This window comes from Gilliamella sp. BG7 (assembly GCF_046635565.1).
Classification (GTDB): domain Bacteria; phylum Pseudomonadota; class Gammaproteobacteria; order Enterobacterales; family Orbaceae; genus Gilliamella; species Gilliamella apicola_P.
Genome location: NZ_JBIDFB010000001.1, coordinates 16246 through 40230 on the forward strand (window position 1 = coordinate 16246; position 23985 = coordinate 40230).

At 34.8% G+C, this 23985-nt stretch carries 24 protein-coding genes; 16 read left to right on the forward strand and 8 right to left on the reverse strand.

All coding sequences use genetic code 11. The features are described 5' to 3' along the window. Window positions 1-2: 2 nt before the first annotated feature. Window positions 3-422, reverse strand: coding sequence for a transcription antitermination factor NusB (nusB, locus tag ACGH49_RS00070; protein ID WP_411587755.1), 420 nt, complete (start codon window positions 420-422; stop codon window positions 3-5). A gap of 4 nt (window positions 423-426) precedes the next feature. After that, window positions 427-897 (reverse strand): 6,7-dimethyl-8-ribityllumazine synthase, encoded by a 471-nt coding sequence (gene ribE, locus ACGH49_RS00075; protein WP_034911536.1) that lies wholly within the window; start codon window positions 895-897, stop codon window positions 427-429. A 400-nt stretch (window positions 898-1297) separates the two neighbouring features. Here ribE and lpcA point away from each other — a divergent pair, with 400 nt between their 5' ends. Both lpcA and ACGH49_RS00085 read left to right on the forward strand, forming a co-directional pair. Further along, the gene (gene lpcA, locus ACGH49_RS00080) at window positions 1298-1876 is read left to right on the forward strand and encodes a D-sedoheptulose 7-phosphate isomerase (RefSeq protein WP_411587756.1); all 579 of its coding nucleotides are present in this window, start codon (window positions 1298-1300) and stop codon (window positions 1874-1876) included. A 1-nt stretch (window position 1877) separates the two neighbouring features. Then, window positions 1878-2663 (forward strand): class II glutamine amidotransferase, encoded by a 786-nt coding sequence (locus tag ACGH49_RS00085; protein WP_065607152.1) that lies wholly within the window; start codon window positions 1878-1880, stop codon window positions 2661-2663. A 215-nt stretch (window positions 2664-2878) separates the two neighbouring features. Here the strand turns inward: ACGH49_RS00085 and ACGH49_RS00090 are convergent, their stop codons facing one another. From ACGH49_RS00090 to pncB, 5 genes are all read right to left on the reverse strand, one after another. Further along, window positions 2879-3337 carry a methylglyoxal synthase gene (locus ACGH49_RS00090; RefSeq protein ID WP_065607154.1) on the reverse strand — a complete coding sequence of 153 codons (459 nt, stop codon included), beginning with the start codon at window positions 3335-3337 and terminating at the stop codon, window positions 2879-2881. A gap of 134 nt (window positions 3338-3471) precedes the next feature. Next, window positions 3472-4614, reverse strand: coding sequence for a porin (locus tag ACGH49_RS00095; RefSeq protein ID WP_065607159.1), 1143 nt, complete (start codon window positions 4612-4614; stop codon window positions 3472-3474). A gap of 304 nt (window positions 4615-4918) precedes the next feature. Then, a complete protein-coding gene (locus ACGH49_RS00100; protein ID WP_411587757.1) occupies window positions 4919-6091 on the reverse strand; it encodes a porin in 1173 nt (390 codons plus the stop codon). 276 nt (window positions 6092-6367) lie between these two features. After that, window positions 6368-7771 carry an asparagine--tRNA ligase gene (asnS, locus tag ACGH49_RS00105; RefSeq protein ID WP_411587759.1) on the reverse strand — a complete coding sequence of 468 codons (1404 nt, stop codon included), beginning with the start codon at window positions 7769-7771 and terminating at the stop codon, window positions 6368-6370. Window positions 7772-7932: 161 nt separating this feature from the next. Next, on the reverse strand, window positions 7933-9126 hold the full coding sequence (gene pncB, locus ACGH49_RS00110) for a nicotinate phosphoribosyltransferase (RefSeq protein WP_411587760.1): 1194 nt from the start codon (window positions 9124-9126) through the stop codon (window positions 7933-7935). Between the two features lie 158 nt (window positions 9127-9284). On the opposite strand from pncB, the gene pepN reads away from it, so the two are divergent. Beyond that, on the forward strand, window positions 9285-11918 hold the full coding sequence (gene pepN, locus ACGH49_RS00115) for an aminopeptidase N (protein ID WP_411587762.1): 2634 nt from the start codon (window positions 9285-9287) through the stop codon (window positions 11916-11918). A 129-nt stretch (window positions 11919-12047) separates the two neighbouring features. Further along, a complete protein-coding gene (locus ACGH49_RS00120; RefSeq protein ID WP_411587763.1) occupies window positions 12048-12377 on the forward strand; it encodes a rhodanese-like domain-containing protein in 330 nt (109 codons plus the stop codon). A gap of 49 nt (window positions 12378-12426) precedes the next feature. Here the strand turns inward: ACGH49_RS00120 and ACGH49_RS00125 are convergent, their stop codons facing one another. Further along, a complete protein-coding gene (locus ACGH49_RS00125; protein WP_141671398.1) occupies window positions 12427-13275 on the reverse strand; it encodes a MetQ/NlpA family ABC transporter substrate-binding protein in 849 nt (282 codons plus the stop codon). Window positions 13276-13544: 269 nt separating this feature from the next. On the opposite strand from ACGH49_RS00125, the gene ACGH49_RS00130 reads away from it, so the two are divergent. The 12 genes from ACGH49_RS00130 (at window position 13545) to ACGH49_RS00185 (ending at window position 23980) form a co-directional block, all read left to right on the forward strand. Beyond that, window positions 13545-14603 carry a methionine ABC transporter ATP-binding protein gene (locus ACGH49_RS00130; protein WP_411587764.1) on the forward strand — a complete coding sequence of 353 codons (1059 nt, stop codon included), beginning with the start codon at window positions 13545-13547 and terminating at the stop codon, window positions 14601-14603. Window positions 14604-14688: 85 nt separating this feature from the next. Next, a complete protein-coding gene (locus tag ACGH49_RS00135) occupies window positions 14689-15288 on the forward strand; it encodes a methionine ABC transporter permease (RefSeq protein WP_411587959.1) in 600 nt (199 codons plus the stop codon). Between the two features lie 287 nt (window positions 15289-15575). After that, entirely contained in the window at window positions 15576-16391 is an 816-nt protein-coding gene (mlaF, locus tag ACGH49_RS00140) for a phospholipid ABC transporter ATP-binding protein MlaF (RefSeq protein WP_218055882.1), read from the forward strand. Further along, window positions 16391-17170, forward strand: coding sequence for a lipid asymmetry maintenance ABC transporter permease subunit MlaE (mlaE, locus tag ACGH49_RS00145; protein ID WP_141671397.1), 780 nt, complete (start codon window positions 16391-16393; stop codon window positions 17168-17170). Before mlaF ends, mlaE begins: the two co-directional genes overlap by 1 nt. A gap of 11 nt (window positions 17171-17181) precedes the next feature. Next, on the forward strand, window positions 17182-17769 hold the full coding sequence (gene mlaD, locus ACGH49_RS00150) for an outer membrane lipid asymmetry maintenance protein MlaD (protein WP_065607168.1): 588 nt from the start codon (window positions 17182-17184) through the stop codon (window positions 17767-17769). A 14-nt stretch (window positions 17770-17783) separates the two neighbouring features. Next, window positions 17784-18428, forward strand: coding sequence for a phospholipid-binding protein MlaC (mlaC, locus tag ACGH49_RS00155; protein WP_065607171.1), 645 nt, complete (start codon window positions 17784-17786; stop codon window positions 18426-18428). Window positions 18429-18433: 5 nt separating this feature from the next. Further along, window positions 18434-18706 carry an STAS domain-containing protein gene (locus ACGH49_RS00160; RefSeq protein WP_065607173.1) on the forward strand — a complete coding sequence of 91 codons (273 nt, stop codon included), beginning with the start codon at window positions 18434-18436 and terminating at the stop codon, window positions 18704-18706. 93 nt (window positions 18707-18799) lie between these two features. After that, window positions 18800-19057, forward strand: a complete 258-nt coding sequence (locus tag ACGH49_RS00165; RefSeq protein WP_065560910.1) for a BolA family protein — start codon at window positions 18800-18802, stop codon at window positions 19055-19057. Window positions 19058-19153: 96 nt separating this feature from the next. Continuing rightward, entirely contained in the window at window positions 19154-21181 is a 2028-nt protein-coding gene (gene prlC, locus ACGH49_RS00170; RefSeq protein ID WP_411587765.1) for an oligopeptidase A, read from the forward strand. Beyond that, entirely contained in the window at window positions 21168-21899 is a 732-nt protein-coding gene (locus ACGH49_RS00175; RefSeq protein ID WP_411587766.1) for a class I SAM-dependent methyltransferase, read from the forward strand. The genes prlC and ACGH49_RS00175 overlap by 14 nt, the downstream gene beginning before the upstream one ends. Window positions 21900-21920: 21 nt before the next feature. Continuing rightward, complete coding sequence (gene rsuA / locus ACGH49_RS00180; RefSeq protein ID WP_411587767.1) at window positions 21921-22610, forward strand: 16S rRNA pseudouridine(516) synthase RsuA; 690 nt, start codon at window positions 21921-21923, stop codon at window positions 22608-22610. A gap of 128 nt (window positions 22611-22738) precedes the next feature. After that, complete coding sequence (locus tag ACGH49_RS00185) at window positions 22739-23980, forward strand: Bcr/CflA family multidrug efflux MFS transporter (protein ID WP_411587768.1); 1242 nt, start codon at window positions 22739-22741, stop codon at window positions 23978-23980. Window positions 23981-23985: the final 5 nt, after the last annotated feature.

The window sequence follows — 23985 nt, forward strand, 5'->3', positions numbered from 1 at the left end:
GGTTATCGCGTACGAATGGTTGGGGCTATTTTATCTAATACGCCATTAACAAATTTATGGCTGTCAGCAGCACCGAAGGTTTTTGTTAAATCAATGGCTTCATTAATTACCACTTTATAGGGCACATCTTGACGTTTCATTAATTCATACAGTGCGATTCTAAGTATCGCTAATTCAATTAGTCCTAATTCATCAACAGATCGTTCAGTGAGATAAGGCGTCATTTTATCATCTAATTCGGCAGTATTTTTTGCTACACCATTTAATAATTCACGAAAATACTTAGAATCGACGCCTTTCATATCTTGTTCTGTAATAAAACTTGTCTCAACATCAGCAAGATCGTTTTTGGAAACTTGCCAAGAGTAAATGGCTTGTACCGCACATTCTCTTGCTCGACGACGAGGATTAACTAATGCCACAAAATTACTCCTTAATTGCTTTAATAATATTTAGCATTTCCAGCGCAGTTAATGCAGCTTCAGCCCCTTTATTGCCTGCCTTAGTGCCTGCACGTTCAATTGCTTGTTCTATACTTTCGGTGGTTAAAATACCAAATCCTACTGGAATAGTGTTATCTAAACTTGTACTTAATAACCCAGAGCTTGATTCACCAGCAACAAAATCAAAATGCGCTGTACTACCACGAATTACGGTACCTAACGCCACAACGGCATCATATTTTTTGGACTGTGCAGCAACTTTAACAGCTAGAGGAATTTCATAAGCACCGGGAACCCAAATAACAGTGATATTTTTATCATCAACTTGTCCAATACGTGTCAATGCATCAATTGCACCATTTACTAGGCTATCATTAATAAAATGATTAAAACGTGCCACTACAATTGCAACTTTAGCTTTTGGTGCAGCAACTTTACCTTCAATCGTTTGCATATTAATTCCTTATTAATTCTATTTTAAATGCCATTTCACTCTGTTTTGCGTGAAAAAATACTTAGTAAATTGTATCACGAATTAAAGACTTATCCTATTGGCAAATGGCGTTACGACCAAGTTCTACCCAATATATTATTTAAAATAAACGCAAAGAATTTAACTATTGCAAATGTATTATTTGTTAAGTTTAAAATTAATTTAAATTTTGTTGTTATTTCAACCATTATGATTAGAAATAATTTTAATTTATTTTTATTTCAATCCTTATTTTTACACTTAACAGCATACTTTCTAAAATCTTTTGTCAAAATAAGGAATTTTATTTTATCGCTTGCAAGCTATTTTGAACAAATTACAATAGTCTATAAATTTATTTATTATTGATGGAGAAATACCTGTGTATATTGACAATATTCGTGATGAATTAAACCAAGCTATTGACGTATTAACTAATTTTGTTTCAGACAATAAAAATCTCCAACAAATCCAAAAAGCTGCTATTTTAATTGCTGATTCGTTTAAACATGGTGGTAAAGTTTTATCATGTGGTAATGGTGGCTCTCATTGTGATGCTATGCATTTTGCTGAAGAATTAACTGGTCGCTATCGTGATAATCGCCCTGCTTATCCAGCGATTGCCATATCAGATGTAAGTCACATTTCGTGTGTTGGTAATGATTTTGGATTTGATTCTATTTTTTCACGTTATGTTGAGGGTGTAGGCCAGAAAGGTGATGTACTTTTAGGTATCTCTACTTCAGGGAACTCAGCTAACGTGCTTAAGGCAATTGAAGCAGCAAAACAAAAAGGGATGAAAATTATTACGTTAACTGGTAAAGATGGTGGTAAGATGAATGGACTTGCTGATGTTGATATTCGTGTTCCGCATTTTGGTTATGCCGATCGTGTGCAAGAAATCCACATCAAAGTTATTCATATTCTTATTCTGTTAATTGAAAAAGAGATGGCTAAATAATATGTGCGAATTATTGGGTATGAGCGCCAATGTACCAACCGATATTTGTTTTAGTTTTACAAGCCTAATAAAACGAGGTGGGGACAAAGGTCCTCATAAAGATGGTTGGGGAATTACTTTCTATGAAGGAAAAGGCTGCCGAACATTTAAAGATCCAGAGCCTTGTAGCTATTCGCCTATTGCTAAAATGGTGAAAGAATATCCCATCAAATCTAAAGCTGTGATTGCTCATATTCGACAAGCAAATCGAGGCGGTGTCGCACTAGAAAATACCCACCCATTCACCCGTGAACTCTGGGGTAAAAATTGGACTTTTGCCCACAATGGACAATTAACCAATTACCAAAATTTAGATACAGGACTTTTTCAACCTGTTGGAGAAACTGATAGCGAATTTGCCTTTTGCTATTTAATTAATCAATTACAGCAAAAATATTCGCAAAAACCTGTCGATGATCTTGAGCTATTTAATTTTATTAAGCAATGTGCCGATCAATTAAGCCAACTAGGCATATTCAATATGCTACTTTCTGATGGGCAATATGTGTTTGCCTATTGCACAACGAATTTGCATTGGATAACCCGTAAAGCACCATTTGGTAAAGCAAAATTACTGGACGAAGATGTAGAAATTGATTTTCAAAAACATACAACACCCAATGATATTGTTACTATCATTTCAACCTTACCATTAACCTCAAATGAGATTTGGAACAAACTTAATGCTGCTGGCGAAGCGATTTTATTTAAAGATGGTGAAATTAGCCAATCTTCCGCATTTTCATAGGCTGCATTGGAAGCTCATTTTTAAATTGATGATGCAGATAACTTAAAGTTAACCGTAACAATTATAGTTTTTTAGCTATAGCAATCAGCAATACCAAGCCAATAATACCAAAACCTTGTGAACAAATGACCAAAATCCTAATGCGAAACAATAAACTAATGATAAAGTAGAAGTATTTGCCGACCTGTTTTACGAATTTGACATGGTATTGATATTTATTTAACTCTTTGAGTTAAATAGCTTTGATAATCAGGAATTTCAATATCAACTTCTTGCGTAAAAATAGAGGACTGAATTAATGCATTGGCTGTGGCTTGATTAGTGGCAACTGGAATATTCCAAACAGTAGATAATCGTAACAACGCTTTCACATCTGGATCGTGAGGTACAGCATTAAGTGGATCCCAAAAAAAGATTAAAATATCAATTTTACCTTCTGCAATTAATGCACCTATCTGCTGATCTCCCCCCATCGGACCACTTAGCATTGGCGTGATATTTAGTCCTGTTTCTTGCTTTATTAATGTTCCAGTAGTGCCCGTGCCACATAAATTATGACGAGAAAGCTCTTCACGATTTTTTTTACACCAATTTAATAAAGAATCTTTCAGGTGATCGTGAGCAACTAAAGCAATATTTTTTTTAGCTAGTAATTTACGTGTGGTATATAGCATCATCGTATCCTAATTTATTATTATATTCTTTTTAATTTTTAACAAAGTATTAATCAAAGCGCAAGGGTTATTTAATTGATAATAGATAATAAAAAAGGCACCGAAGTGCCTTTTAAAAATAAAGATATAATCAATTAGAATTGGTAAATTAAACCAAGTGCTACTGTGTCTTTTGTTGTGCCCTTGATTTGTGATTTAGTAAATGAACCATCTTCATATAAAGCACGGCGTGCACCGATATCATCTTTATCTAATAAGTTAATTTTATAATCGATAATAGCTTGTAGGTTTTTGTTAAAGTCATAAGTTAAACCAACATCAACATATTTAGCTAAATCATTACCTTTAAGCCCTGCATCACTTGAATAATTAGATGCGTCTTTAACTTTATGTTGGATATAAGCAACAGATGGAGTTAAGCGACCCACTTCAAAGTCAATACCATATTGAGCAACTAATTCATAGCCTTTGGTTTTTAAATCATCAGCGCTACGAGTTGTTGATGCATTATGCCAGCCATATTTTTGTTTACCTTGAATATATAACGCAGCTAAATAAAGGTTGTCGTTATCATATTTGATACCAGCTGACCATGCTTTAGCATCTTTATGACCACCAGTTTGTGCATAACCAGCACCAACAGATAAACCAGTATCAAGCACATCCCAATCAACAACTGAACCCCATGCTTCAGCACTATTGTGTTTATCATTACGAGTATAATTACCGAAATGACGTGTTGAGCTGTTATCTCCGTTATCCGCATATTGAACAGCAAAACGTAAACCATTTACTAAACCGAAGAAATCTGAATTACGGTAGGTAGCAACGGCTTTAGTACGAGCTGTTAATGCATAAAGATCATTATCAGAAGCATCACCACCAAATTCTGGTAAAACGTCAGTGTAAGATGTTAATGTTTTTAATACACCATCATTGCGACCATAGTCGAATGAACCAAAATCACCAAAGTTTAAACCAGCAAATGCATAACGAGTTTCATTATCAGCATTTTTACCTGTCTTTGCTTCATACTCCCAACGACCATAGCCAGTTACGCTGTCTGTCACTTGTGTTTGACCGGACATACCTAACCGTGCAGTAGTTTTGTCACCTTCACCAGTTTGGTTATTGCGATCAGTAATATAGTTTAATGCGTAAACACGACCATAAAAGTCAACTTTATTACCATCTTTATTCCACACTTCAATAGAAGCGTTTGCTGTACCTGCAATTAAAAGTGCAGGAATAGCGATTGCTAATAGATTACGTTTCATTTTGTTACCCTCATAGGTATATTTTTTTGTTAAAGATGCAAATTATTTTGCTCTTGGTCTAATAAATAACTGCCTGTAAATAGCAATTACATTACTACTTTAATAGCCATTTTGATAGATAGCAAATAGATTTTGTTGCATATGCTATCTGTTGAACAATATTAATTATAATATTTCTGCGAATATATAAGTATATTAATACTTATTATAATTTTTTTTAGACATAAAATGTTTTTTAGGTAGGAATGAATTTAAGAGGCGGAAAAAAAGGCACCTAAGTGCCTTTTTATAAGATATTAAGAGATTAGAATTGATAAATTAAACCAACACCGAACACGTCTTTAGTACCTGGTTTGTATAGGTGACGACCATTGCTTTCACGAACAGTATTTTCTGCTGCACCAATGTCGTATTTCTTAAGTAAATTAAATTTATATTCTATGATAGCGCTAAAGTTTTTATTTAAGTCATATGTTGCACCAAGTGAAACATATTTAACTAAATTACGGTCTGCTTTATGAGATTCCGCATCTAAATAAAAATGACCATCATCAACCTTATGTTGTACATAAGCTAAAGAAGGTGTTAAACGACCTACTTCTAAATCAATACCGTATTGAGCAACCAATTCAACACCTTTGATTTTTGGATCTTTATACTTGTGACCATCTGTGCGATTATTCCAAGTATTGAATTTAGATTGGAAGTAGTTAGCAGCTAGATACAAATTGTAATTGTCATATTTGATACCTGTAGTCCATGTTTTAACTCTTTTAGATTCAGCTGGTTCATACGCAGATTTACCTGCTGTTTGAGCGTAACCTGCCCCCCAAGTCAAGCCAGTATCGAAAATACGCCACTGAACATTTGCACCATAGGCTTCACGGCTTTCGTCATCACCATCCTCATCTAATTCTTCTTTAGCAAGTTTGCTATCAATAGTTGCCGCATTATCACCATTATCGGCATATTGTAATGCAAAGCTGATATCATCAGTTAAACCGAAGAAGTTATTATTACGGTAAGTTGCAACAGCTTTAGTACGAGCTGAAAGTACGTTCCAATCGTTGTTTGCTGCATCACCACCAAATTGTGGTAATACGTCAGTATAAGCAGTAATTGCTTTTAACACACCGTCGTTACGACCATAGTCAAATGAACCTAAATCACCAAAATTTAAGCCAGCAAATGCATAACGTACTTCATTATCAGAATTTTTACCCGCTTTAGCTTCGTATTCCCAACGACCATAGCCAGTTACGCTATCTGTGATTTGAGTTTGGCCTGACATACCTAAACGAGCTGAAGTATCATCACCTTCGCCCTTTTGACCACGGTCAGTGATGTTATTAGCTGCTTTTACTCGACCGTAAAAGTCAACTTTATTACCATCTTTGTTCCAAACTTCGATAGATGCATTTGCACCAGCGGCTACTAAAAGCGCAGGGATAGCGACTGCTAATAGATTACGTTTCATTTTTTACCCTCATGGTTATTTTCTAAAAAGACACTTTCCATAAGTTTAGTGTCAATCTTCGTACAATAATTATTCATCCAAAAAAATAATATTTTTATCTATTATTTTAACTACTTTTCATAGTATTGTAAATTATGTATAAATTTTTTCTAAAATCAAGCAAACTTTTCACTAAATATGGCACCTAATCCAAAATTCAACCACATTTGATCACTTTTTGTACTATATCGGATTGATATTTGTTGATTCCTGAGCTAACCTAATTTTTCAATCAATCTAAAAGTTTGCATTACGCGGCGTTCTTGGGAATGGGATAACATCGCGCACATTTTGAACACCTGTTACATAAACAATTAAACGTTCAAAACCAAGACCAAAACCAGAATGCGGCACAGTACCGTATCGACGTAAATCACGATACCACCAATAATCTTCTTTTTTAAGTCCCAATTCATCCATGCGTTTATCCAACATATCTAAACGCTCCTCACGCTGAGATCCACCAATGATTTCACCAATTCCTGGCGCTAAAACATCCATTGCCGCTACCGTTTTACCGTCATCATTCATACGCATATAAAACGCTTTAATATCTTTCGGATAGTTTTTTACTACCACTGGTGCTTTAAAATGTTGTTCAGCTAAATAACGCTCATGTTCTGAAGCTAAATCAATTCCCCAGCTGACTGGGTTTTCAAATTTAGCATCACAATTTTGTAATATAGTGATAGCATCAGTGTAATCCACTTGAGCAAAATCAGCATTAATAAAGTTTTCAAGACGATTGATTGCTTCTTTATCAACATGCTGAGCAAAAAATTGCATATCATCAGCACGTTTTTCTAGCACTTCTTTAAACACATATTTCAACATATCCTCAGCAAGCTTAGCGTTATCATCTAGATCAGCAAACGCTACTTCAGGCTCCATCATCCAAAACTCAGCTAAATGGCGAGTAGTATTTGAGTTCTCTGCTCTAAATGTTGGACCAAAAGTATAAACTTTAGAAAGTGCACAAGCATAAGTTTCAGCGTTTAATTGTCCAGAAACGGTTAAAAAAGCTTCTTTACCAAAGAAATCTTTATCAAAATCAACTTTACCATTATCAGATTTAGGCAGATTTAGCATATCAAGTGTTGAAACGCGGAACATTTCGCCCGCCCCTTCAGTATCTGATGCGGTAATAACAGGAGTTGATAGCCAATAAAAGCCACGATCATTAAAAAACTGATGAATTGCTTGCGCAAGCGTATGGCGTACACGCGTTATCGCACCAACAATATTGGTTCGTGCACGCAAGTGAGCCACTTCACGAAGATATTCAATTGAATGGCGCTTTGCTGCCATTGGGTAAGTCTCGGGATCGTCAACAAAGCCATACACTTCAACTTGCGTTGCTTGTAATTCATATTTTTGACCTTGACCTGGTGACTCCACTACTTTACCAGTGACTTTAACGGAACAACCAGCTGTTAGACGCAAGATTTCTTGTTCATAATTAGATAAATTATTTTCAATAACAGCTTGAATAGGGTCAAAGCAGGAACCATCGTAAACAGCTAAAAATGAAATACCTGCTTTAGAATCACGGCGAGTTCTTACCCAACCTTGAATTGAAATAGTGCTACCGACAGCAATTTTGCCTTGTAACACATCAACAATAGGTGCAACTGAAGTCATTTAATTATCCATCTCTACATTAATTTGTTTAAGTAATATTTAAAGTAATACAGATATATTCTAAAGACTATCCCATAACGAAATGGAATTCTTGAATAACTTGTTTCTTATTACTAATTTTTAGTTTCTAATATTAATAATAAGTTAAACATGAATTATTATCATTGTTTAACACTAAAAGTTCGTTTTAATTCATCAATAAAATCTAAATCCTGAGATATCGTTTTACCTGGACTATCTGATAGTTTAGCCACAGATTGATTATTACATTCCGTTAATTTAAGCACAATGTTCAATGCTTTGGTATTGGCATCTTTAGATGGAATATCACAAGCTAAAAAACCACCGACGCCAAAAGATAATTTTACGCGATGATTAAAATGTTGATAGATTTTAATCGCCTTATCAAAATTTAAGCTATCAGAAAAAACCAAAAGTTTAGTTTGTGGATCTATGCCCAATTGCTGATAATGAGCAATTGCTTTTTCACCCCATTGAATTGAATCACCTGAATCATGACGAAGCCCTTGATAATGAGAAGCAAAATGCAAATCAAAATCGCGTAAAAATGCATCCATTGTAATACAATCTGTTAATGCTATTCCTAAGTCATGAGGATATTCATCTAACCAAACTTGAAGAGCATTTCTTTGGCAATCTTGAAGATTAGCACTTAAACGTTGATGAGCTTGAAACCACTCGTGTGCTTGGGTTCCAACAGGAGTAAGCCCTAAACGATAAGCCAGTAAATAATTGCTAGTACTATGAAAGTTATGAAAGTGTGTTTTCAAATAACTGACAACTGCCTCTTGCACCGCAAACGAATAACGCCTACGCGTACCAAAATCCATTAAATTAAAGCCCGACATATCCATATTAGCTGTTTTTTCATTAAACAACGCCAATTTATCTTTTAGCCGAGCTAGTGCCTCAGAAACTCCAATATTAGGTGAACGATCTTTATGAACAATTTCACTGATAACGGCAAGTAATGGCACTTCCCATAGAATAACATCTAGCCATTTACCTTCAATTGTAATAGAAAGCACTCCATCTTCATTTTTTATAGTGAGCAAATCACTATTGAAACGCCATTTTTTAAGCCAATTTAAATAGTCAGATTTAAAAAAGGAAATATTTGATAAATAGTTAAATTCATCATCAGACAGCGCTAATGATTCCATTAATTTCACTTGATCTATTATTTCATCAACATATTGTCCCAATAAATCATCACTACGACAACGAAACTGCGCAACGACAGTTACCTCAGGGTAGTAATGAAATACAGCTTGCTGCATATGCAACTTATAAGCATCAGTATCTAATATTGATGTAATTATTGCTGGTAACATGTAAATTTAGTGCTATTGCTTTAAATAAAAATTTCAAAGATTATAGCAGAATAATAATGAAGATATAGATTAATTATGTAATAAGATTGTTTTTAATCGACTATAATATCGATCAGTATAAAATATAAATTGATTTCAAACCAAAAGGTCATAACAACATGAATATAAAAACACCTGAATCGCAGCCTATTGCCAAAAATCGTCTTGATTATAAATCACCCGATTTTACCATTACCGACATTGATCTTGATTTTGATTTAGCTCCCGAAATAACAACCGTCACAGCTCGTAACCGTGTTGTTAAGAAAAATAATGAAGCGGACAATTTAATTTTAGATGGTGAAGATCTTAAATTGATTTCTGTTAATATTGACGAACAACCATGGCATGATTATCAGCTCACAAAAGCTGGTTTAATCATTCAACGTGTTCCAGCAGAATTTACATTAACGATTGTTAACGAAATCAAACCAATTGACAATACAGCACTTGAAGGATTATATGTATCAGGCGAAGCGCTCTGTACTCAATGTGAAGCAGAAGGATTCCGCCATATTACCTATTATCTTGACAGACCTGACGTTCTTGCTCGCTTTTCAACACGTATTACCGCGAATAAACAACATTATCCTTATCTACTTTCGAACGGTAATCGCATAGCGCAAGGCGAGCTTGCAGATGGACGTCATTGGGTACAATGGCAAGATCCTTTTCCGAAACCGGCTTACTTATTTGCATTAGTTGCTGGTGATTTTGATATTTTAAAAGATCAGTTTATCACGCAATCAAAGCGGAAAGTTGATTTAGAAATTTACGTTGATAAAGGTAATTTAGATCGTTCGCAGTGGGCTATGACAAGCTTAAAAAATGCCATGCGTTGGGACGAAACACGCTTTGGGCTTGAATACGACTTAGATATCTTTATGATTGTAGCGGTTGAATTTTTCAATATGGGAGCAATGGAAAACAAAGGATTAAATATCTTTAATTCAAAATATGTGCTTGCCAAACCACAAACAGCAACAGATGATGACTATCTAGGTATTGAAGGTGTAATTGGTCATGAATATTTTCACAACTGGACTGGTAATCGGGTAACCTGTCGCGACTGGTTCCAACTTAGTTTAAAAGAAGGATTAACTGTATTTCGAGATCAGGAATTTAGCGCTGATATGGGATCTCGTGCAGTAAAACGCATTGAGGATGTCAAACTTTTGCGCACCGTTCAATTTGCCGAAGATGCTAGCCCAATGTCTCACCCGATTCGCCCTGAACAAGTAATAGAAATGAATAACTTTTACACAGTCACCGTGTACGAAAAAGGCGCTGAAGTTATTCGAATGATGCATACTTTATTAGGAGAAGATAAATTTCAATCAGGGATGAAACTTTATTTTAAACGCCATGATGGTAGTGCCGCAACTTGTGATGATTTTGTTGCAGCCATGCAAGATGCCTCAGGTATTGATTTAACTCAATTTAAATTATGGTATAGCCAATCAGGAACACCTGAATTAACCGTTACCGATAATTATGACGAGAAAAATCAACAATATACTTTAACAGTAGAACAATATACGCCAGCTACTCAAGATCAAGCACAAAAACAAGCTTTGCATATCCCACTTGATATCGAGTTATATCAACATAATGGTGAAATAATTCCACTACAATACCAAGGAAAATCTGTTCACCATGTTTTAAATTTAATACAAAACAAACAACAATTTATCTTTGATAACATAACTCAAAAACCGATTATTTCAGTATTACGTGATTTTTCAGCACCTGTTAAGTTAACTTATGATTATCAAGATAATGATCTTATTTTCTTAATGCAACACGCTACTAACGCATTTAGCCGTTACGATGCAGCTCAAATGTTATTAGCAAAATATGTTCGCTTGAATGTGGAAAATTATCAAGAAAATCAAAATTTAATGTTGCCTGATTCAGTATTAGATGCATTTAGAGCCGTATTGTTATCAGAAAAAACTGACCCTTTCCTTATTGCACAAATATTAACCTTGCCATCTGAAAACGAGTTGGCGAATTTATTTACTGTGGTTGATCCAATCGCAATTCATCAAGTGCGTCTATTTTTGTTAACTCATTTTGCAAACGAATTTTATGATGAATTATTAGCCGTTTATCACCACAATAAAACATCACAATATCAAATTAAACATAATGACATTGCTAAGCGGTCACTTAAAAACTGTTGTTTAACTTTATTAGCTCATGCCGATGATAATTCGCACGCCAATACATTGGTTAACCAACAATATTATCAAGCAAATAATATGACTGATTGTTTAGCCGCCTTGAGTGTTGCTGTAAAAGCTGAACTTGATTGTCGAACTGAGTTATTGGCTAACTTTGATGACAAATGGCATCAAGATGGACTTGTTATGGACAAATGGTTAGCACTAAACGCAACAAGCCCAGAAAAGAATGTTCTTGCTACCGTGAAAAAATTATTAACTCACCGCTCATTTACACTCAGTAACCCAAATCGGATTCGTGCATTAATTGGAGCATTTGTAAATAATAACCCTGTGGCATTTCACGCTGAAGATGGCAGTGGTTATCAATTTTTAGTTGAAATTCTCACTGAGTTAAACCAAAAAAATCCGCAAGTTGCAGCAAGGCTTATCGATCCTCTAATTCGATTAAAACGTTATGACAAAAAGCGTCAAAAGCAGATGCAAAAAGCACTTGAGGCATTGCTAAAAATTGAAAATTTATCTAAAGATTTATTTGAGAAAATTAACAAGGCACTAGAAGCCTAAGTAGGAAATAGCATTCTGCAATATCGTTGTAGGATGCTATTAATAAATTTAAAATTGAAGTTGAAATTTTATACTAAAACGTAGAGTTTCCTGAAACTTTTTTACAAGCACTTTAATAAGTTTTAAATAATGACAATAAAAGAAATCACTCCCACAGAACTTGCACAAAAATTAAATCAGCAAGATAATCTATTTCTACTCGATGTACGAGAACCCAATGAAATAGCCATTTGCAGTATTGGCAACGCAACTCATATTCCAATGAATATGATCCCTTTATATCTAGATAAAATCCCAGATGAAATCGATATTGTTATTTATTGTCATCACGGCAGACGTAGCCTAACTGTTGCTCATTATTTAGCAGAAAACGGATTTGATCCTAACTCTCTCTATAATCTTACAGGAGGGATTGATGCTTGGGCGCTAACAATTGATAAACAGATGACACGATACTAAAATGCCCGTTATCAAACGGGCTTTTCTTCATTACTTTACCTTGCTATGCTTATTCTTGAGGCATCACCCAATAACCATTTTGGTTATGCGTTTTCATATAATCTTTAAATTGTTGAGATTGATAAATACGCTTCACATCTTGAGCCCATCGACTATTTTCGTTTCCTTCATTCACTACAACCATAATTTCCAAATCAGGAATGATGGTTTCAGAAAGTAATGCTTTGTTCGAGTCAATATTAGCAGAATAAACAATGCTACCTGGAATTACCGCAAAATCTAATTCATTAAGCACTCTAGGAATATTGGCCGAATCCATTTCAATAATTTCAATACCTGCAATATTTTGAGCAATATCATTTTTACTAACAATAATAGGATTTGTATTATTTTTTAATTTTATCCAACCAGCTTTTTCTAGTAGATTATATGAACGAGCTGCATTAGAAGCATCTTGTGGAATAGCAACTTTTGCTCCTGAAAAAACTTGCGTTAGTGAGGTGAACTTATTTGAAAATATTGCCGCAGGTACCGATGGTACATGCACAACCGATTTTAAATTTGCTTTACGCTGAGCATTAAACACATTCATATAAGCTGTGTGCTGTGCAACGGTTAAATCAATACTACCTTCACTTAAAGCTACATCTGATTCAAGTAAATGCGGAAAATTCACTAATTTAACCTTATAACCCTCTGATTCAAGTATGGGTTTAACAGCATCATTAAAAAGATCGTTATATGGACCTGGTGATACGCCCATGCTAATTTCTTTTTTTGTCTGATTATCGACTGGTTTAGACGAATTATCACAACCAATAGTCAAAAACACTGAACTAGCAACTAAAACGACTGATATGTATTTAAATATTTTTTGTTTGATAAACGCATTTTTCATTTCAGCTATCCTCTATAAGCTATAAGCATTAAATACACTCTAACACAGAAAAAAGCATTCATTTATTCCAAGTAATTCTATCTTATAACTATATGGAATAAGATATAAAAAACGATTATTAGAGCAACAATTTAACCTGTGATACCGTTAGATATATCAATTATTGTCAATCGTTGAATATGCCATATAAACACCTGCAATAAATGATTCAGCCAAATTGCCTAAGCAAGCACTTATTCAACTAGAACAAAATAAATAGGTGATGAACAATGATTAAATTTGAACATGTCTCAAAACAATATGAAAGAAATGGCTTCACAACACAAGCTTTAAACGATATTAATTTAACCATCAGTAAAGGTGATATTTACGGCATTATTGGTTACAGCGGCGCAGGTAAAAGTACCTTAGTGCGCTTAATTAACTTTCTTGAAAAACCAACACAAGGCAATGTCATTATTCAAAATAAACTATTAAATCAATTATCTAGTAATGAATTACGTCAAACCCGTCAAAAAATTGGTATGATTTTTCAGCATTTTAATTTACTTGAATCAAAAACCGTATTTGAAAATATTGCTATTCCTTTAATTTTAATCAAAAAAGATAAACATTCGATTAAACAAAAAGTCTATGAACTTTTGGAATTTGTTGGATTAAGTGATAAAGCTAACAGCTATCCCAAAGAGCTTTCTGGTGGGCAAAAACAGCGCATTGGTATCGCCCGAGCATTAGCCAACGATCCTGATATTTTACTATGTGATGAAGCAACTTCAGCACTTGATCCACAAACCACTCAAGCTATTTTAGATTTAATCAAAAAAATCAATGAAGAATATAAAATAACAGTCGTGTTAATCACTCACGAAATGCATGTAATTGAACAAATTTGCCATAAAGTTGCAGTAATGGAAAAAGGCAAGATTATAGAACAAGGTAACGTACTTGACGTATTTGGACAACCAAAACACCAAACCACTCAAAATTTTGTTAGCTCAGTGATCAACGATCAAATTCCAAATGGTGTTGTGGAAAATTTGTTAGAAATAGAAGGTAAAAAAGACAATATTAAATTATTTAAGCTCGAATTCTTAGGAAGATCTGCGTCAGAACCCGTGATGAATTCACTTATACTGCAACAAAAAGTTATCGTCAATATTTTGTTTGCCCATATGTCAGAAATCGAAAAAACGGTTTTAGGTAGTATGTTTGTTCAACTAAAAGGTAACGATAGTAATATCAAAGAATCAGTACATTACTTACGTGAGCGCGGTGTGCAAGTCACTGAAATTAAACATTGGGAGATGAGTAAAAATGGAAATATTTAATACTATAATTGACTATTTGGCCTCTTGCTTTGCAACATCAGTAACCACTGAACAATTTGTTCAAGCATCCTATGACACCCTAATTATGGTAGTTTTCTCCTTAATTTTAGGTTCATTAATCGGAATTCCACTTGGTATTTGCTTAGTTACAACAAGACCTTATGGATTAATAGAAAATCGTCGAGTGTTTCGTATTATCAACCCGATTATTAATATAGTTCGCTCATTGCCTTTTATTATTTTATTAGTTGCTATCCAACCTTTAACAAAGGTCATTGTAAATAGCTCTATTGGCACTATAGCAGCGATTGTTCCGTTAACATTTTATGTTGCTCCTTACATTGCTAGATTAGTTGAAAATTCATTACTTGACGTGAATAGTGGTATTATTGAAGCGGCTCAATCAATGGGAGCGACGCCAATACAAATTATTTGGTATTTTATGTTACCAGAGGCATTTAGCTCTTTAATTTTAACGCTTACAACTGCTACTATAGGTTTAATTGGTGCTACAGCGATGGCTGGTGCTATTGGTGCTGGCGGTATTGGCGATTTAGCTGTGTCATACGGTTATCAACGTTTTGATAATACTGTTACTTATATCTGCGTGGTGATATTAGTTATTGCTATACAATTTATTCAAAGCACTGGTAATTATTTAGCTCGTAAAGCACGGCATGAATAAAACACATAATCACTTTTAGTTATGCATGATCAGTAAAAAATGGGGGGAGCTAAAATATAACTTTCCCCATTTATTATTTAGAAAAATAGCCTTAATTATCTTTTATCTCTCTAATAAGATATTTTACGTAAAACCTCTGTTTGCCTATAAAAATCAGCCATCGAGTATAAAAACTATTTATTGAGCAGTTATACACAAATAGGCAAAACGTTTAATTGATTTCTTTATTTACAAATATCAAGTAAAATAAGCAAAATTTTACCATTCTAGAAATCTAGGAAATCAATGTGACAAACGCATTACAACAAAATTTGGTTGAAATTCACGATATGTCTTTTTATCGTGGAACAAGGCCTATTTATAAAAATATGAGTTTGAATGTCCCGAAAGGAAAAGTGACAGCAATCATGGGACCTTCAGGAATTGGTAAAACCACACTACTAAGGCTCATTGGTGGTCAATTAAAACCCCAGTCAGGAAAAATTTTATTCGATGGTGAAGACATTCCAAGCATGTCTCGCTCCCGACTTTATGAAGTACGCAAACGCATTAGCATGTTATTTCAATCGGGAGCTTTATTTACCGATCTAACTGTGTTTGATAATGTTGCTTACCCACTACGTGAGCACTTCAAATTACCTGAACCTATATTGCATAATTTAGTCTTAATGAAATTACAAGCTGTTGGTTTACGTGGTGCAGCTCAAATGATGCCATCGGAACTATCTGGTGGTATGGCAAGGCGAGCAGCATTAGCTAGAGCCATTGCGCTTGATCCCGATTTAATTATGTTTGATGAACCTTTTGCTGGGCAAGATCCTATATCCATGGGTGTTATTGTTAAACTGATATCTGAAATAAACCAATCATTAGGATTAACCTGTATCGTTGTTAGCCATGACGTGACCGAAGTGCTCAGTATTGCAGATTATGCTTACATTGTAGCCGAACAACATATTATTGCAGGTGGTACACCACAACAATTACGTGATAATGATGATTTACGAGTAAAACAATTCCTTGACGGGTTGGCTGATGGTCCAGTACCTTTTCATTATCCTGCTGAAGATTACAAATTAGACCTAAGCAGAGGTACAAAATAATGTTAAATTTACTGGCAAAATTAGGACAATGGTTTATTGATATCATTGCGATGATTGGTCGTTCTGGTGTGATGCTCTTTAGGGCATTAATTGGTAAGCCACAATTTAATAAACAATTCCCATTACTCATTAAGCAATTTTATTTTGTTGGTGTACAATCACTCACTATTATTATTGTTTCTGGTCTTTTTATTGGCATGGTTTTGGCCTTACAAGGTTATTTTATTCTGACCACTTTTGGTGCAGAAGCCAGCCTTGGAATGATGGTAGCCCTTGCCCTACTTCGTGAGTTAGGTCCTGTTGTTGCTGGTTTGCTGTTTGCAGGTCGTGCTGGCTCTGCATTAACGGCTGAAATCGGCTTAATGAAAGCAACTGAGCAACTATCAAGTATGGAAATGATGGCAATTGATCCATTACGACGTATTATTGCACCTCGTTTTTGGGCTGGTTTTTTCAGTATGCCATTTTTAACTGCAATTTTTGTTACCGTTGGTATTTTAGGTGGTGTTATTGTAGGTGTTGATTGGAAAGGTATTGATGCGGGCTTTTTTTGGTCATCTATTCAAAGTAATGTTGATTGGTGGCATGATCTAGGTAACTGTTTTGTAAAAAGCTTTGCATTTGCCATTGCTAGCACTTGGATTGCACTTTTCAATGGTTATGATTGTGTACCAACATCAGAAGGAATTAGTCGAGCAACAACAAGCACTGTTGTTTATTCATCATTAGTAATTTTGGGGTTAGATTTTATTTTAACCGCATTAATGTTTAGTCATTGAGGTCATTAAGCATGAGTCGTAAAGTTGAAATCACAGTAGGATTATTTATGGTACTGGTCATTTGCTCAGTACTTTTTTTATGTTTCCGCGTAACGGATCCAACATCATTTGCTAGTCATAATTCATATCGAGTTTATGCTGTATTTGATAATATTGGCGGATTAAAAGCACGCTCTCCAATCAAAATCGGTGGCGTTGTGATTGGTCGAGTCAGTAATATAACTCTAAAATCATCAGATCTTGATGTATATAAACCCTATGTAACAATAGATATTGATGCACAATACAATCAAATTCCAGTTTCAAGTTCGCTTTCAATTAAAACATCAGGTTTATTAGGTGAACAATTTATTGATATTAACTTTGGACTTGATAAAAGTACTGAATTAGAACTTGATTCATTGGATAGCGAAGGTACAAGCAACAACTTGCCAACAAATAATCATGAACCAGCTTATTTTCATGATGGTTTTGTAATATACAACACTAAACCAGCAATGGTTATTGAAGACTTAATTGGTCAATTCCTTTATAGTACTGGAGGTTCGACCGATGATAAAAATAAGAAACAAGATACACAAGATATAAATGAAAATTAAGGAGTTTTGTTACTATGTTAACCAGATTTAAACACACTATTTTTTTTGCATTAGCTTTAATATTTAGTGCTAATGCGTTTGCTGAAAATGATCCTTATAAAGAGATGGAAATGGCTGCTAATAAGATTTTTAGCACCATGAATGCACAATCTGCGACATTAAAATCAAACCCTAACAAACTAAAAGAGATCGTAAGAACAGATTTATTACCTTATGTACAAGTAAAGTATGCTGGCGCATTAATTTTAGGTAATTATTATAAAAGTGCTACAGATGCGCAACGTAAAGCTTATTTCGCTGCTTTTGAAAACTATTTGGTACAAACTTTTGCTCAAGCATTATCTATGTATAATGGCCAAACTTATCAGGTTGAATCGCCAAAAGATTTAACTGGCAAAACGCTTATCTCTATTCGTGTTTTATTAAACCAACCTAATAAAAACCAACAACCATTGCGAATTGATTTCCAATGGCGTAAAAACTCTGTCACTGGCGAATGGAAAGCTTATGACTTAGTTGCAGAAGGCGTCAGCATGATCACCACCAAGCAAAATGAGTGGTCTACAATTTTACGTCAAGATGGTATTGACGCATTAACTAAACAATTAATTGATCTTTCAAATCGCAATATTGACCCAAACGCTAAACCAAAAGGCTAGCCATAATGTCGCGAATAAAAACAGAAAAACAACAAGAAATATTATCTTTACAGGGTGAACTTGATGTTCACTCTTTAAACGATTTGTGGTCAACACAAAATACTATTTTAAATGGTGTAAAATGCATTGATGTTGCGCAACTTACTCGGGTTGATTCTTCAGGGCTCGCAACTTTAATTTATTTTTGCAATAAATATCATGTAAAGCTCAAAGGTATTAATCCTCAGCTACAAACATTAATTACATTGTATGATCTACAACCTGTAATTAATATTTAAAAAATGTTAATTTTTATACTGAAACACATAGTTACCGGAAACTTTTTAACAAAAAATCTTCCCCATAATTTACATTAATGATGAGTATGAATAATGGATAAACAAGAAATTATAAACAAATTAAAAAATTCGCTTGAACTTGATGATGTACATGTCCTAACCGATGATGGAAGCCATTTCCAAGTTATTGCTGTAGGAGAATTATTTGCCGATTTAAATCGAGTGAAAAAACAACAAGCAATCTATGCCCCTTTGGCTGAATTTATTAATGATAATCGTATTCATGCGCTTTCTATAAAGACTTATACCCCCACTGAATGGCAACGTGAACGCAAACTTATGGGGTTATAACCATTTCTTAGCATGATAATCCCTTGAATTAATTGTTTTCGCCACCATATTATGTTGTATCAATAGACAACACCATTTGTATAAAGGTATCGCTACATGACTAATCCATTATTAACAGATGCACCATTACCCCTTTTTTCACAAATTAAACCCGAACATGTTTTGCCTGCTATACAAGAAACTTTAAAAAACTGCAGAAATACCATTGAAGCAGTATTAAAGCAAAATAGCCAATATACTTGGGATAACTTAATTCAACCAATTGATGAAGCAGACGAAAAATTTGGACGAGCTTGGTCTCCAGTTAGTCATCTTAACTCAGTTAAAAATAGCCCTGAATTACGTGAAGCTTATGAAGCTTGTCTGCCATTACTATCTGAGTACAGTACATGGGTTGGGCAACATAGACCTTTATATCAAGCTTATAAGCAACTCAAAGAAAGCGAACAATATGCTACTTTAACCAAAGCACAGAAAAAAGTGGTTGATAATGCACTACGTGATTTTGAATTATCTGGAATTGGCTTACCCGATGACAAACAGAAACGTTACGGTGAAATTGTCGCAAAATTATCAGAATTATCCTCAAAATATAGTAACAATGTGCTCGATGCCACCATGGGATGGTCAAAATTAATTACCGATATCAAAGAACTATCTGGCATGCCTGAAAGTGCGCTTTCTGCCGCAAAAGAACAGGCTAAATTAAAAGATAAAGAGGGTTGGTTACTAACCTTAGATATACCAAGTTATCTTCCCGTCATGACCTACTGTGATAATCGTGATTTACGATTTGAACTTTACCAAGCCTATAATACTCGTGCGTCAGATCAAGGACCAAACGCAGGTAAGTGGGATAACACTGAAATTATCAAACAAATCTTAACGCTTCGCAATGAGCTTGCACTATTACTAGGCTTCGATAATTACGCTAATAAATCACTAGCAACAAAAATGGCAAGTTCAACAACTCAAGTGATTGAATTTTTGACCAATTTAGCAACTAAAGCTAAACCTCAAGGTGAAAAAGAGTTAGCAGATCTTAAACGTTATGCTTATGAGTTTTTTGGCGCAAGTGACATCAAACCATGGGATATAGCTTATTATAGTGAAAAGCAAAAACAGCATTTGTACGCTATCAACGATGAAGAATTGCGCCCTTATTTCCCTCAACAACGAGTTATTAATGGTTTATTTGAAGTAGTGCATCACATTTTTGGTATTACAGCCAAAGAGCGACAAGGCGTTGAAGTTTGGGATCCTGAAGTTAAATTTTATGATCTCTTTGCCGCAAATGGTGAGTTAAAAGGTAGTTTCTATCTTGATTTATATGCACGTGAACATAAGCGTGGCGGCGCTTGGATGGATGATTGTATTGGTCGTATGCGTTTTGCTGATGGTCATGTACAAAAACCCGTTGCCTATTTAACTTGTAACTTCAATCGCCCTGTTGGTGATAAACCAGCACTATTTACACACGACGAAGTCACAACCCTTTTCCATGAATTTGGTCATGGTTTACACCACATGTTAACCGAAATTGATACTTCGTCAGTTTCTGGTATTAATGGGGTGCCATGGGATGCTGTTGAATTACCAAGTCAATTTTTAGAAAATTGGTGCTGGCAGCCTGAAGCGCTTGCATTCATATCTGGGCATTATCAAACTGGTGAACCGCTACCAACTGATATGTTAGAAAAGATGCTAGATGCTAAAAACTATCAAGCAGCACTATTTATTTTACGCCAATTGGAATTTGGTCTTTTTGACTTTAAATTACATACCCAAAAAGATCCTGATATTTTAAATACATTGGCTGAAATAAGAAAGCAAGTTGCCGTTGTTCCTGCCGTTGAATGGGGAAGATTTCCACACGCATTTAGCCATATCTTTGCTGGTGGTTATGCTGCGGGTTATTATAGCTATTTATGGGCAGAAGTATTATCTGCTGATGCATTTTCACGTTTTGAAGAAGAAGGTATTTTCAACGCTAAAACAGGCAATGCATTTCTTGATAACATCTTGTCACAAGGTGGTAGCGATGAGCCTATGACATTATTTAAAAACTTCCGAGGCCGCGAACCTCAACTTGAAGCATTACTTCGTCATTATGGTATCCACTAATTCTAACTTTGCTCAGCTAAAATTATTAGCTGAGCAGTGGTTATCCACACATGCTGATCTTCCATTCGCTCTTGTTACCCAAAACAATCAACTTGAGTTACAAAAAACTGACGAACCAAAATTAGGGGCAATATGCGTAAACTTTGTTTCTGGAACAATGGCTCATCGTCGCCAATTTGGTGGTGGGCGTGGCGAAGCAATTGCTAAAGCAGTAGGTATCAAAGGTGAGTATTTACCTACAGTTCTTGATACCACAGCAGGGCTTGGTCGAGATGCATTTGTTTTAGCATCAATCGGTTGCCATGTCACTATGTTTGAAAGACATCCTGTTGTTGCTGCATTGCTAAAAGATGGCTTGCAGCGTGCCTACCAAGATCCCAAAATCGGTAGTTGGCTTGAGCAACATTTACGTTTAATTTATCATTCAAGCATTGAGGGATTGAGTACTTACCCTGAAAAACCTGATGTTATTTATCTCGATCCAATGTTTCCACATCGACAAAAAAGTGCGCTTGTCAAAAAAGAGATGCGCATTTTTCAACAATTAGTGGGCTGTGATAATGATGCAGATAGCTTATTAGAACCAGCAAGAAAATTAGCAAAAAAACGGGTTGTAGTAAAAAGACCCGATTATGCACCGTTTTTAGCCAATCAAAAACCGACGGCCGAAATTAAAACTAAAAATCACCGTTTTGATATATACACACCTCTAGAGTAATACAAGGATATTGTTTAAATTATGCGATTAGATAAATTTCTCGCTCATCACTTAGGCGCTAGCCGCACTATTGTAACTAAAAAACTCAACGCTAAAAAAGTGACTGTCGATGGTGAAATTATAAAATCAGGTGCTTATCAATTATCGCCAGAGCAGATTGTTCAATATGATGGTTACCAAATTGAGCAAGTTACAGATCAACGCTATTTCATGCTCAACAAACCACAAGGCTATGTCTGCTCGACTGACGATCCTGACCACCCTACTATACTTTATTTTATTGATGAACCGATGCCTGAAAAATTGCATGCAGCAGGTAGACTTGATCTTGATACTACAGGACTTGTTCTACTTACTGATGATGGTAAGTGGTCACACCGTATTACATCACCCAAACATCATTGCGAAAAAGTCTATGCCGTCACGGTTGAACAGCCATTATGTATTGAACTGATTGATATATTTAAAAATGGTATCCAATTAAAAAATGAGAAATCACTTACCAAACCAGCTAAATTAAATATTATTGATGACTTTCACGCTGAATTAACTATTAGTGAAGGACGATATCATCAAGTTAAACGCATGTTTGCAGCAGTCAATAACCATGTTGTTGAATTGCATCGCAAACAAATAGGTAAGGTAATTCTTGATATACCTGAAGGTGAATATCGACCACTTACACAAGATGAAATCGACTCGTTTAATTGACACATATAATTTACATTAATCTTAATAGCAACTTTCCATTTAGATAAATAAATATTTTTTAAATAATTTTATCTCATTTATATGACATATTTTTAGGTGCATTTTAAAAAATTTGAAGGAAGTATGACGTGCCAACTCAAGATTGTTTAAGTGATATTAAAGTTTCCAAACAAGCGCTTATTTTTATCCTTGGATTACTTTCTATGTTGATGCCTTTATCCATAGATATGTATTTACCTAGTATGCCAACTATTGCACGCGACTTTAATGTAACCAATGGCACGGTACAGCTAACAATTAGTTGCTATTTATTAGGATTTTCTGTTGGACAACTTTTATTTGGACCACTCACAGATAGTTATGGGCGTCGTAATGTTCTCATTTTGGGTCTAATTATTTTTATAGTTGCGGCTTTAAGCTGTGGTATTGCCAACAATATTAATCAATTAATTACAGCTCGCTTTTTCCATGGCATTGCGGCAGCGGCTACAGCAATAGTCATTAATGCGTTAATGAAAGATATTTATCGTGATCGTGACGAATTTTCTAAAATGATGTCGTTTGTCATGCTGATATCCAATGTAGCACCATTACTCGCACCAATTATTGGTGGATTTATTTTATACTGGTTTAATTGGCAAGCCAATTTCTACACTATCAGCTTAATTGCTTTGACTTGCTTTGGTCTAGTGATCGCATTTATTCCTGAAACATTAGCAAAAACAAAACGCAATAAATTTAGTTTAATTCGTATCTTAAGTAATTTTATTACACTGTTCAGGCATCGCCAAGTATTAACTTATATGATGTTAGGTGCATTTTCTGGAGCTGGATTATTTTCATTTTTAAGCTTAGGACCTTTTGTATATATGAATCTACACGGTGTTGCATCAACTAATTTTGGTTACTACTTTGCATTTAATATAATAGTTATGGTGTTTATGAATACATTAAATAGCCGTTTTGTTAAACATGTTGGCTCGATTAAAATGATGCAGTTCGGTCTTTTGGTCCAATTTGTTATGGCAATAGGCCTTACCATCGTAACATTATTTAATCTCGGATTTGCCTATCTTATTATTTGCATTGCAGGATATATTGGTTGTATGTCAACCATTGGTGGAAATAGTATGGCAATCGTTTTAGACTTTTATCCATATATTGCAGGTACAGCCTCATCTCTTGCCGGTACAATTCGTTTTGCAATCGCTGGAGCAATAGGCATATTATTATCATTATTGGTATCAACTCCAACTGCACAATCCATAACGGTCAATAATACAACAGAGTGGCTAATGGTTGGCTCTATGGTGTTATGTAATTTTATTTCTGTGAGCTTATTTTTGAGTGTCAAAAATAATAAAAGGTAATAATT